Here is a 12,247-nt window from a genome sequence, read left to right on the forward strand (position 1 = left end):
CGCTCGCTCGCGGCGCACCGCAGGGCTGCGCGCGCCGGCCGGCCGTTTGCAGCGGCGGATGCGTCGCTTGGCATGGAAGCTGCTTTTACCGGCGGCGATCGCTTGCAACCTCGGCTTTGGCGTCGGCAGGCGCGATGAGCCGAAGCTAGAAAGAAGCGAAGAACCGCCGAACCTATTAAATGGAGAAGAGGATATGAGTAAATCCGTGGCCGACGTCATGCAGCTCGTGAAGGACGAGGACGTCAAGTTTGTCGACTTTCGCTTCACCGATACGCGCGGCAAGGAGCAGCACGTCTCGGTGCCGCTGTCTGCGTTCGACGACGACAAGTTCGAAAGCGGCCATGCGTTCGACGGTTCCTCCATCGCCGGCTGGAAGGGCATCGAGGCTTCGGACATGTTGCTCGTGCCGGACCCGAACACGGCTTTCATCGATCCGTTCTATGAAGAGCCGACGCTCGTGCTGACGTGCGACGTCGTCGAGCCGGCAGACGGCAAGGGCTATGAACGCGATCCGCGCTCGCTCGCGAAGCGCGCCGAAGCGTACCTGAAGAGCACGGGCCTTGGCGACACCGCCTTCTTCGGCCCGGAACCCGAATTCTTCATTTTCGACTCGGTCCAGTGGAATACGGACATGTCGGGCTGCTTCGTCAAGATCGGCTCGGAAGAAGCCCCGTGGTCGTCGGGCAAGGAATTCGAAGGCGGCAACACGGGTCACCGTCCGGGCACGAAGGGCGGCTACTTCCCGGTCGCTCCGGTCGATACGTTCCAAGACATGCGCTCGGAGATGTGCCTGCTGCTCGAGCAGATCGGCATTCCGGTCGAAGTGCACCACCATGAAGTGGCGGGCCAAGGCCAAAACGAAATCGGCACGAAGTTCTCGACGCTCGTGCAGCGCGCCGACTGGACGCAGCAACTGAAGTACATCGTCCATAACGTCGCGCACACGTACGGCAAGACGGCGACGTTCATGCCGAAGCCCGTCGTCGGCGACAACGGCTCGGGCATGCACGTGCACCAGTCGATCTGGAAGGACGGCCAAAACCTGTTCGCGGGCAACGGCTACGCCGGCCTGTCGGAATTCGCGCTGTTCTACATCGGCGGGATCATCAAGCACGCACGTGCGCTGAACGCGATCACGAACCCGACGACGAACTCGTACAAGCGTCTCGTGCCGCACTTCGAGGCGCCGGTCAAGCTGGCCTACTCGGCTCGCAACCGCTCGGCTTCGATCCGCATTCCGCACGTGAGCAATCCGAAGGGCCGCCGTATCGAAACGCGCTTCCCGGACCCGATGGCGAACCCGTACCTGTGCTTCTCGGCGCTGATGATGGCCGGTCTCGACGGCGTGCAGAACAAGATTCATCCGGGCGAAGCCGCGGACAAGAATCTGTACGACCTGCCGCCCGAAGAAGACGCGAAGATCCCGACCGTCTGCGCCGGCCTCGAGCAAGCGCTCGAAGCGCTCGACAAGGACCGCGAGTTCCTCACGCGCGGCGGCGTGTTCACGGATTCGATGCTCGACGCCTACCTCGAACTCAAGGAAGGCGAACTGCAACGCTTCCGCATGACGACGCATCCGATCGAGTTCGAGATGTACTACTCGCTGTAAGCGATGCGATGCGCTTCGTCGTTTTCGTCGGCGAAGCGCATGTCCGAGCTCAGTCTCGAAGGGACGGCGGAGCCGTCCCTTTTTTGTTCGTAGCGCGCTGGCGCTTCTGAGTCGACGATGGTGCTCAAGAACTTGATGAAAGCGAAACAAGGCCGTGCCGAGCCGCTTTCCGACGATGCGGTGCTTGCGCAATCGGGACTGCTGCCGGGGCTCGAAGCGCTGCCGACCGTCACGCTCGTGCTGGAAAAGCGCGCGCTGCGCGTCGCGTTTGCCAATCCGTCGGCCGAATCGATGCTCGATTTATCGCGCCGGCAATTGATGCAGATGTCGTGGCCCGAGCTGTTCGCGAACGGCGACGAACTCGTTGCGACGATTGCCGCGATCGCCGAGCATCGTTTTCATGCGACGCACCTCGATGCGGTGCTCGAGCGGCCGGGGCGCGAACCGTTGCACGCGCACGTCGTGATCGGCTTTCTCGAAAGCGCGCCCGATTACGTGCTGCTCGAATTGTTCGAGAACGAGCGCCATCTGCGCACCGATCGCGAAGAGCGCATTCACGATTTGTCCATCGCCAACAAGCAGCTCATCCGTAACCTTGCGCACGAGATCAAGAACCCGCTCGGCGGGATCCGCGGCGCTGCGCAATTGCTCGAACTGGAGCTCGGCGGGCGCGAGCGTCAGGAGTTGCGCGAATACACGCAGGTGATCGTCAAGGAATCCGACCGCTTGCAAACGCTCGTCGACCGCTTGCTCGAACCGCATCGGCATCCGCACGTCGTCGGCGACGTCAACGTTCACGAAGTGTGCGAACGCGTGCGCGCCGTGATTCTCGCCGAGTTTCCGCGCGGTCTCACGATCGAGCGCGACTACGACGTGAGCGTGCCCGACCTGCGCGGCGACAAAGAGCAGCTCATTCAAGCGCTGCTCAATATCGTGCGTAATGCGGCGCAGGCGCTGCGCGAGCGGATCGGGCAGGGCGATGCGCGCATTGCGCTCCGCACGCGGATCGCGCGCAAGGTGACGATCTCCAAACGCCTGTTCCGATTGGCATTGGACTTGCGGGTGATCGACAACGGGCCGGGGATTCCCGAGGACATCCGCGATCGCATTTTTTATCCGCTCGTGTCCGGCCGCGAGGACGGCAGTGGGCTCGGCTTGACGCTCGCGCAGACATTCGTGCAGCAGCACGATGGTTTGATCGAAGTCGAGAGCCGCCCTGGACACACCGAATTTCAGATTTTGTTGCCGCTCGTCAATTGATAAGACCCACTCCATGAAGCCGATCTGGATAGTAGACGACGACCAATCGATTCGCTGGGTGCTCGAGAAAGCGCTGGCCCGCGAGAATTTCCCGACACGCAGCTTCGCCAACGTGCGCGAGGCGCTCGCCGCGCTCGAGCGCGAGAGCCCGCAAGTGCTCGTCTCCGACATCCGCATGCCCGGCCCCTCGGGCCTCGAGTTGCTGCAGGCGATACGCGAGCGGATGCCCGAATTGCCCGTCATCATCATGACGGCCTATTCCGATCTCGACAGCGCGGTGGCCGCGTTTCAGGGCGGCGCGTTCGAATACCTCGCCAAGCCGTTCGACATCGACAAGGCCGTCGAGCTGATACGCCGCGCCGTCGACGAGAGCCTGCGCGGTGCGCAGGCAGGCGAGATCGCCCTGGCCGATGCACCGGAAATGCTCGGGCAGGCGCCGGCGATGCAGGACATGTTTCGCGCGATCGGCCGGCTCTCGCATTCCGCCGCGACCGTCTTGATCACAGGCGAGTCGGGCACCGGCAAGGAACTCGTCGCGCGCGCCCTGCACCGGCACAGCCCGCGTGCGAACGGGCCGTTCATCGCTTTGAATACCGCCGCGATACCGAAGGATCTTTTGGAATCCGAACTGTTCGGCCATGAGCGCGGTGCGTTCACCGGTGCGCAGGCGATGCGGCAAGGCCGCTTCGAGCAGGCCGAGAACGGCACGCTGTTTCTCGACGAAATCGGCGACATGCCGTTCGATCTGCAAACGCGGCTGCTGCGCGTGTTGTCGGACGGACAGTTTTATCGCGTCGGCGGCCACAGTCCGCTGCGCGCGAACGTGCGCGTGATTGCCGCGACACACCAGAATCTCGAATCGCGCGTGCGTCAGGGCTTGTTCCGCGAGGACTTGTATCACCGCCTCAATGTCATCCGCTTGCGTCTGCCGCCGCTGCGCGAACGGCGCGAGGACATTCCGCTGCTCACGCGTCATTTCCTGCAGAAGAGCGCACGCGACCTCGGCGTGGAGCCCAAGCGCGTGTCGGATGCGGCGCTCGCCTATCTGGCGACGCTGCCGTTCCCGGGCAACGTGCGTCAACTCGAAAATTTGGCGAATTGGCTTACCGTGATGGCGCCGGCGCAGACGATCGAAATCAAAGACCTGCCTCCCGATCTCGTGCCGGGCGGCACGCCGGAGGGCAGCGCGGACATCGTTGCCGGTCCTGCCGCGGCCGTGCAGGCCTCGGCCAGCGCCGCGGCGCTACCTGACGTCGAGCGCAACGGCAGCGCGTTCGCACCGGCCGCGCTCGCCGGCGTCGCGACGAGTTCGCCCGTCAGCGTGTGGGAGAGCGGGCTCCGTGCGGAAGTGGCGCGCATGCTGCGCGAGAACACCGCCGACGTCATGGACGAACTTGCGCGGCGCTTCGAGGCAGCCGTCATTCGCGAGGCGTTGGACTTCACGCGCGGCCGCAAGGTGGAAGCCGCGGAGCGGCTCGGCATCGGCCGCAATACGATCACGCGCAAGATCCAAGAGTTGAACTTGGAGCCTTGACCTTGAGGTGGAAGCCGCCGCGCGAGAGGGTTTCTCGCGGCGGCCTCGTTGCCGGTGATCGGAGATCGGCCCCGCGTGCCGTGGTTGCGAGCGTTTTTGCGAAGGTTTGCGAAGGTTTGCGAGGGCTTATCGGAACGGCGATACGATGCTCGCTGCTTTCTGGGCCTTTACGGGCCGGGTATTTTCTTCCGGGTGCCGTGGATTGTTCTTGAGGAAGACGCCGACGTTGGAGTTGTATTCCCTGTTCTCATTGAACGTCACATCCGGGGCGGGGGAATACGCTTCGAGAAAGTAGCGCCCGTTTCCATAGTAATCGTCGAGGCATGCTTGGTTCATCTGGCGAGAGTCCTTGTCGTAACAGCGATTGCGGGTTTGAGATAGCGGGACCTTGACGCCGTAGCCAAAATTATTTTCATCATATTCGGGTGCTTCATTTCCTGTTTCGCTTTTCCTTAATTTGACCGCTTCGAATTTTGCGGTATAGCGCTCGTGGCTGCGATCGAGCGAGGCCGTGCACTCGACTGCGTATTTGCCTGGGTCTCCCACGAGAAGATCGGCGAGGAGCACGGCCGAGACGTTGCCGTCCGGCTGTGAGGCGGCGCGATAGGCGTGCCCGTCGGAATGAACGGCGACGCAGCGCACGGCGGAATAGGTCGGGACGGAGTCCTTCCTGTCGACGAAATCGATGGAGGAGGTGGCATGGGCCGATGTTGCGAAGCCAAATGCTAGGAAGACGGCTGAAATAGTCGCTTTCGGGTGCATGTCAGTTTCCTCTATGAGCGAATGGATGGGGTGTTCGATAAGCTGAAGCCATCTGTTGAAATGGCAGATGCAATGTCCAAGGTGGACAAAGCGATAGTGCAGATGGAAAGCGGATAGCGGCCGTCCGTGGCTCATTTTTAGGATGGATTTACTCTTCGCGTACCGCTGGGGAAGGTAGCGGGCTGTCGTCGAGCGCGCGCAGTGACGCGCGCTTTGCATGACCCCACGCAGGCAGCGTTGAAACGAGGGCGAATAACGGTTCCTAGTGAGGCAGGTCACTCAATGCACGTGCCGGCATTTTGTTACTGAGCGAATGTCCAAAGCCCAAGTCTGCCGAGGCTTGCAGCCAGTCTGAGACGCGAGTCACGCCATTTTGAAATGGCTCTTAGTCGCTGATTTCGAGCCTCCTCGAGCATCGACTGTGCAGTTAGCAGTTCCGTGAACGTACCAACGCCCTCGTCGTAGCGGCCGCGCGCCATGTCAAGCGCGCTCTGAGCATCATCAAGTAGATCCCGCGAATTCACGAGATTCGCTGCGCTGGTCCGCACGTCGTGATAACTGCTCCAAACCTCGAGCGATACCTGAAGTTCGCCATCGCGCAGTTCGGCTTCTTGCATCTCGGCTCGCGCTTCGGCGCGTTGGATGCCGTAGCGGGATGTCAGGCCGTCGAATAGAGGGATCGTCATCCGAATGCCGACTGTGCCGCTGCTGGCCGGGCTGCCGGACCGCGAAGCGGAGCCCGGATTTCTTCGGGCCACGCTGCCGACCAATGCGATCGTTGGACGAGCCTGAGATCGCGCGATATCGATCTCCGCGCGCGACGCGTCCAAGTTCGCCCGAGCGGCCAAAAGTTTTGGTGCGTACCGCTTTGCGCTCTCGATTAACTCGTCAACGTCGGATTCCATGTGTGCGAGCGCATCCTCGTCCGCTTCTCGGTCCTCGGCGGCGACCCTGAGGGGCATGTTCGCGTCGAGCCCAAGTGCTACGCAGAGTGCACCGATTACCGACCGCAAATGCCCTTCGGCATTGACGCGCTCGAGCGTCGCGCGCCGATAGCTGGCGCGCGCCTGCAGTTCATCGGAACGTGTTCCTGCACCAGACACATGCTTAGCAGTTGCCTGTGCGAGGCTCTTGCGTGCGATCGATTCAGCCCGGCTCGCCCCGTCGACCGACGCTTGCGCATCCCACACCGCATAGACCGCTTCGACGGCCTTGAAAAGAACCGCCTGAAGCGTCGCGTCGTGCACCGAATTTGCGGCGAACAACAAGGCGCGAGCTTGCCGCTGTGTGGCACTGCGCTTGCCAAAATCGAAGAGCGTCCAACTCATGTTGAGCGTCCCATAAGCATTGAACGAGGTCTGAGACTCAGCAATCTGTCCGTGCTTGCCGCTGTCGTCGGGGGCAGATTGCGTTTCGCGCTGGTACCCAGCAGTCGCCGCGAGCGTTGGCAAATAGGCCGCATCGGCGATGCCGAGCGCGGCGAATCGTGCGCGTGCCGCCGACCAGGATTTGAGGGCTTGAGGATGCGCGCAGATCGCTCGCACTATCGCATCCTCGAGCTTGAGCGGTCGCGCGTCCGGCAGTGTTGGGCATAGCATGCCGGTAACCGGCGATGGTGTTGTGATCGCAGAGACGTTATCGCGGACGCGATAATGATCGAGCGTGTGCCCTGCGGCGGCAGGGACGCTTGAGAGCATGACGGCTGCCGCAGTAAGGGCGCATCGACGTTTCATCGGCCGCTTGCCTAACGGGGCTTCGACGCTTTGATACCACGCGCCTCGGGTGTTTCCTCGGCTGTCTCAGCACGTGGCGTGATCCGACCATTGGACAGTGTCAGTACTCGGCCGGCGGAAGCGATGGTTTCAGGCCTATGCGCGACGATGATCCGCGTCATCTTTAGCATGCTGACCGCGACGTTAACTTGGTGTTCGCGCTGCAGATCGAGGTGACTCGTCGCCTCGTCGAGCAAAAGAATCTTCGGGCGCTTGTATAGTGCACGAGCCAACAGTACCCGTTGCTTTTGACCGCCCGATAGAACGGTGCCCATATCGCCTATCAACGTGTTATACCCCATCGGCATCGCGATGATATCTTCATGTACCGCGGCGAGCGTCGCGCATTCGGCGATCCACCTGGCGTCGGCATGCGGATCAAAGAAGCTGATGTTGTCGGCGATCGATCCAGCAAAGAGGATGTCGTCCTGTAGTACCGTTCCGATAAGATTGCGTAGTCGAGCTAATCCTAGCCGTTCGAGTTCCACGCCGCCTATGCGGACCTTGCCATCCGTCGGTTTAACCATTCCGGTCAAGATGTTCATGAAGGTCGTTTTGCCACAACCGGACGCTCCGACGAGCGCCACGGATTCGCCGGCTTTGATCGAGAGGGAAAGCCCGTCGAGCACAGCAGGCTCGCCGTCTGTATAGCGAAAGACGATCTGTTCGCATTCGATACTTGCAATAAGGTCTTCCACTTCGTCGGGCTCGTGGCGCAGGTCCGTGCTCGACTCGGGTTCAGCGTGCACGAGGTCTGCAAGTCGCTCGGCATGAGGTCGCAGCATGCGCGCTTCGAAGCACTTATCGATCAGGCTACTGGCGCGACTATCGAACTGAATCCTGTATGCATTGAAAGCGATCAACGCGCCAACTGTGAACTCACCGTTTATGACCATGCGCGCGCCAAGCCAGATGACGAGAACGCTTTCGAGGCTGAACAGTAAGCCGTTGAATTCTTGATAGAGCAGCTGCAGCTTTTGAACTCGGAGGTTGGCATTGATCTGCTCGACAAGCAAGGATAGCCATCTCATATGGCGCTGATCTTGACGGTTGAACAGCTTGATGGATTTTATGCCGCGCACTGTTTCGAGGAAGTGACTCTCCTGCTTTGCTGCGCATACGATTTGCTCTTCGTTCGCGCGTTGCAGGGGCCGATGACAGGCGGCATGCGTTAGCGCATACAGCGCCATCGCAGCTAGCGCGACACAGCCGAGTGCAGGGCTGTAAGCAAGCATCATCGCCAACGTTATAACCGACATCAGCCCGTCGATGACGGCGGTGAGAAACGACGTGGTAAGCGTCTGCTGGATCGTGTCGATTGCACCAAATCGGGAGATGACATCGCCCAGGTGGCGCCGCTCGAAATAGCGCATGGGCAGGCCGAGAAGGCGCACAAATGCATTCGCTCGCCATTGAATGTTGAGGGTCGTGCCGAAGTACATGAGTGCCCATGTACGGATCGCGCTGATCGCCTTTTGCAGCAACAGCAGTACGCAGAAGCCGCAAGCTAGTAACGTCAGCAACTGCTGGTCGGAGCTCACTATCGCTTCGTCGATTACCCATTGCAAGAAGAACGGGTGAACCAAAATGAAGACCTCGAGCGCAAGTGCGAGCACGAGCATTATGGCGAGCGAGCGCCTCAATCCAGATATAGGGCCTAGCAGCGTGCGTATTTTGACGATGGGCGCTGCCTTGCGGTGTTTGAAATTACCGGTTGGCCAGAGCTCGAGGGCGACGCCGGTGAATGAATGCGAGACTATGTCGAGAGAGAGCTTGCGAATGCCTTGCGCAGGATCGTGAATGACTGCACTGTTGCCCTTCACTTCCTTCAGCACGACGAAGTGATTGAAGTCCCAATGCAGGATGCATGGGGTTCGCAGTTGCCCGAACTGATGCAAGTCGAGCTGCAGCGCACGCGTGCCGAGCTGGAGTCGATGTGCTATTTCGATGATTCTCGGAAGTGCTATCCCCTTTAGCGACGTCGCGAAGCGGCCGCGCAGCGTCGGGACATCAACGTGATGGCCGTAGTACCCGGCGATCATCGCAAGGCATGCAAGTCCGCATTCGGAAGCTTCGGCTTGCACGAGCATGGGTAGCTTGCTGGCAACGCCGAACGAAAGACCGTGAACAATGGGCATGAGGACGGGCGGAATCAGAGTTTGCGGGTAACGGTGTAGAGTGGTTCGAGCGCCCACTCATACAGGCGTCTGCGTTCCTGCAAGATGTCTGCTTGGAGCATCATGCCGGCTTGCAGTGGGTGTGGCTTGCCGTGCACGGTCACGCCCTGCTCATCGAGAAGCGCAGTCACGCGATAAAAAGTGCCGTCTCTTCCGTGAGTGTTTGTGGCCGCCATCATCCCGCTTTTCGATAGTTCTTCGGCGGACAATGCGGTGCGAGCGACGGATGTTATGCGGGCGTGATATTGGCCGAATTTTTGATACGGGTAAGCGAGATATCGGACACGTACGGAATCGCCGATCTGCACGAAGCCAACAGCGGTGCTTGGAACGAACAGAAAAACTTGCCAGCGGGCCCCGTCGGGGACAATGCTCGCCGCTGGATGTGTGGGATCGACCATTTGCCCAGGTTCCGCAATGACTGCGGTGGCGATGCCCGTTTCGGGTGCGGTAATGGCTAGCTCGCGCCGGGCCTCGCTCTCGATGAGCATCCGGTCAACGTCCATCGTCGTGCGGCTCAACTGCAATAACTGATTTTGCTGGCGTAGCTCGAGGCTGGCTAATTCACCCGATGCTTGCTTGAGTGCGCGTGACGCGTTGGCGCGGTCGCGCCACAGAGCGATCAGCTTCGATTTTTGATCGAGCTGGTCGACTTGTCGCTCTCTAAATTGATCAGTCGAGATAAAGTCCTGCGCTAGCAGCCGCTGGTAGCGGGCGACACCCTCGGCGGCGATCGAGATACGTTGTTGTTGGCTCGCGATTTGATCGTCAAGTCGTGCAAGTTCGACGCGGAGACTGGCTACGGAGTCTGTTAGGGTATCGCGCTCGCGCTCATGGAGCTGCCGTATTGTTTCGGTCTCATGCAGCAGCGAGTTTTTGCGCTGGTGTGCCTGCTTAATCAAGGCGGCCTGAGTGTGACCTTCTGTCGAGCTTTGAAGATCGGTCGAAACCGTGTAAAGCGTCATCCCCTTCGTGACGCGCTCACCTTCGACCACGGCTTTACGAATGACGATGCCGGGGTAGGGGGCGTAGACCTTGACGAGTCCCGTGTCCGGCGTGACGATGCCTGCGACGCCGACGCGACGCGTGTAGCTGCCGAGCGCAAGCAGCAGTGTCAAGCTGAACGCCATACTTGCCGCGGTGACCGTCAGCACAGTCAGCGGCACGGGGCGGACGAGCACGATTCCGCCGAATGGTTGTGCTCGCTGCGCATCCTTGGCCTCGCGTCGAAACGGAGATCGTCGGTCATTCGCCGGCATGTGGCATCGCCTATCGGAGTGCATCGAAGGGATTGAATACGGCTACCGAGGATTTCATCAACCGGCCCGTCAGGAACCATTCCATGCCGTGCGTGATGACGTCTTGAAGATTTCGAGGAACACCGCCATCGCCTTGGCAGATCAAGAAATGATCACCGCACGGAATGTACTCGGACACGAAGGGGCGATTGTGGGCCACGAGGTAGGCTAAGCCCGCCTCGTAATTCACGGCAGGCGAACTTTCGTCACTGCCTCCCTGAACCACGTAAAGCTGCGCCGCTGTTCCTAATGCATCTTCGGCGGGTGAAGCAGTGCCAATCGAGCGCCAATAGCGTTGATCGTGGCCCGCGATTGTCTTGCCTCCCTCGAGGTCGGTCCCTCGACGTACTTGCTCCCACCGTGCCAACGTCGATCGCAGTCGTCCTTGCGCACCGCTCGGTTCGTCGCCGACGAAGCTCCAATTTCCCCAACCCGTGAGCGCAGCGTGGACGGTCGCTAGGGGTTGCCCGATTCCGAACCCGGAGATCAACAATAGATGCGATACATTCGTCGACGAGGTCGCGAAGCGCGTGGCCCATGCCACGCCTTCAGACCCGGCGACGATCATGAAATGCGGATGAAGCCAGTTACGACTCCGGACATCGTCCACGACGGCTTGCAGCGCTGCCACTCGCACCTCTAGATTTTCCATTCGCTGGAACGCCGGCGAGCAGTCGATCCCGGTTTCGCGTGCGAAGCGGTTTTCAATGCCGGGGTTTTCCATGACAATTAGCCGCGCATTCGCCTTGAATTGGAGGGCGAACGCTTCCGGGCCGGCGGTTCGATGATTGTCGGCAGATATTGAAAAAGCACCGGCACAACCGCTGCCGGGTAGGAAGATCACCAGCGGTAATTCCCTTGATGAGTTGTCTGATGAGTAGTACCGCAGGCGCGCACCATCATAGGATAAAATTTCGTTGCCGAAAAATGGAAATTTGGTCCCGTCCGCAGTAGGCACCGTGAAAGTTATTCTTGCATCGTTGCTGCTATGGGGGATGAAATCGTTCCCATTTTTTGGAAATGCAAGAGTTGGTGTTGTGAGCGAGATTAATGTGGCAATGATGGCTGACAAGAATTTGGTTTTCCATGAGATTTTGTGGCTGATGACATCAAGGGATTTGAATGGAGTGCGTCGACATCTTTGCCATGTTTCTTTCGATGATTGACCATGAAATGCCGTGTGAAAGCGCAAATTGTTCCAGACGAATGATGATGGCTTTGTGGCTGGAGCAGAATAGACTTGCATTGTTGAATTTTTTGACGAAGCTGTATCGATGAAGCACGGATTCTCCCAGCCCGCTACCGGCGCGGCACACTTCTTTTGCTCCGCATTGCGAGCAGACAGAGGGAACCTCGCAGGAAAGTCGGTGAAAACTCGCCACTGCGGCGTGGTTGAGAAAATCAGTTAGCGTGCTGGATTTGACATTAAGATCGAGTTTGAAAAGAGGCGGTAACGTGTTGCGTAAGTCGTCATCAATTGCGACGTTTCCGTTCGCCCTTATCGTCATGGCAACATAGCGGGGCGGAGGAATGGCGGGTGCCGCGCTTGCGCATAGGCGCTTGAGCGGCTCTGTGAACTGTCTTACGTGAACCGTCAGGTCGGCATCGCGGATCCACTCCTCTAGAGCGCCCAATAAAAACCGGGCTGCTGCGCCCGCCGTCGTTGCGCTCGCGCTATCGCGTGTATGATTCTGATTTAAAAAATGGATTCTCTTAACTTGCAAATCATCGACAAAGTGACGATATATCTTGCGCCCGTCGAAGCTCGGATTCACGACGCAAATGATGCCGGAGAAAATTCAATTATGATGCTTGTTGGCATTATTTAGTTTTTG

9 protein-coding genes are annotated in these 12,247 nt (G+C 59.6%); 3 read left to right on the forward strand and 6 right to left on the reverse strand.

All coding sequences use genetic code 11. From position 1 onward, the window contains the following. Window positions 1-193: 193 nt before the first annotated feature. The 3 genes from glnA to ntrC all read left to right on the forward strand — a co-directional run bounded on the left by glnA (window position 194) and on the right by ntrC (window position 4,403). On the forward strand, window positions 194-1,609 hold the full coding sequence (gene glnA / locus ACTHNZ_RS21720) for a type I glutamate--ammonia ligase (protein ID WP_440544649.1): 1,416 nt from the start codon (window positions 194-196) through the stop codon (window positions 1,607-1,609). Window positions 1,610-1,726: 117 nt separating this feature from the next. Beyond that, window positions 1,727-2,869 (forward strand): nitrogen regulation protein NR(II), encoded by a 1,143-nt coding sequence (gene glnL / locus ACTHNZ_RS21725; protein WP_440544650.1) that lies wholly within the window; start codon window positions 1,727-1,729, stop codon window positions 2,867-2,869. A 13-nt stretch (window positions 2,870-2,882) separates the two neighbouring features. Beyond that, the gene (gene ntrC, locus ACTHNZ_RS21730) at window positions 2,883-4,403 is read left to right on the forward strand and encodes a nitrogen regulation protein NR(I) (RefSeq protein ID WP_440544651.1); all 1,521 of its coding nucleotides are present in this window, start codon (window positions 2,883-2,885) and stop codon (window positions 4,401-4,403) included. Between the two features lie 126 nt (window positions 4,404-4,529). On the opposite strand, the gene ACTHNZ_RS21735 is transcribed toward ntrC, so the two are convergent. The 6 genes from ACTHNZ_RS21735 to ACTHNZ_RS21760 form a co-directional block, all read right to left on the reverse strand. Continuing rightward, on the reverse strand, window positions 4,530-5,165 hold the full coding sequence (locus tag ACTHNZ_RS21735) for a hypothetical protein (protein ID WP_440544652.1): 636 nt from the start codon (window positions 5,163-5,165) through the stop codon (window positions 4,530-4,532). 302 nt (window positions 5,166-5,467) lie between these two features. Beyond that, on the reverse strand, window positions 5,468-6,862 hold the full coding sequence (locus ACTHNZ_RS21740; RefSeq protein ID WP_440544653.1) for a TolC family protein: 1,395 nt from the start codon (window positions 6,860-6,862) through the stop codon (window positions 5,468-5,470). Window positions 6,863-6,909: 47 nt separating this feature from the next. Continuing rightward, window positions 6,910-9,075 carry a peptidase domain-containing ABC transporter gene (locus tag ACTHNZ_RS21745; RefSeq protein ID WP_440544654.1) on the reverse strand — a complete coding sequence of 722 codons (2,166 nt, stop codon included), beginning with the start codon at window positions 9,073-9,075 and terminating at the stop codon, window positions 6,910-6,912. Between the two features lie 14 nt (window positions 9,076-9,089). Continuing rightward, a complete protein-coding gene (locus ACTHNZ_RS21750) occupies window positions 9,090-10,373 on the reverse strand; it encodes an HlyD family secretion protein (RefSeq protein WP_440544655.1) in 1,284 nt (427 codons plus the stop codon). A gap of 10 nt (window positions 10,374-10,383) precedes the next feature. After that, window positions 10,384-11,484 carry a hypothetical protein gene (locus ACTHNZ_RS21755; protein ID WP_440544656.1) on the reverse strand — a complete coding sequence of 367 codons (1,101 nt, stop codon included), beginning with the start codon at window positions 11,482-11,484 and terminating at the stop codon, window positions 10,384-10,386. A gap of 37 nt (window positions 11,485-11,521) precedes the next feature. Next, window positions 11,522-12,187, reverse strand: a complete 666-nt coding sequence (locus ACTHNZ_RS21760; RefSeq protein ID WP_440544657.1) for a hypothetical protein — start codon at window positions 12,185-12,187, stop codon at window positions 11,522-11,524. Window positions 12,188-12,247 lie beyond the last annotated feature (60 nt).

This window comes from Trinickia sp., from assembly GCF_051953955.1.
In the GTDB taxonomy this organism is placed as follows: Bacteria; Pseudomonadota; Gammaproteobacteria; order Burkholderiales; family Burkholderiaceae; genus Trinickia.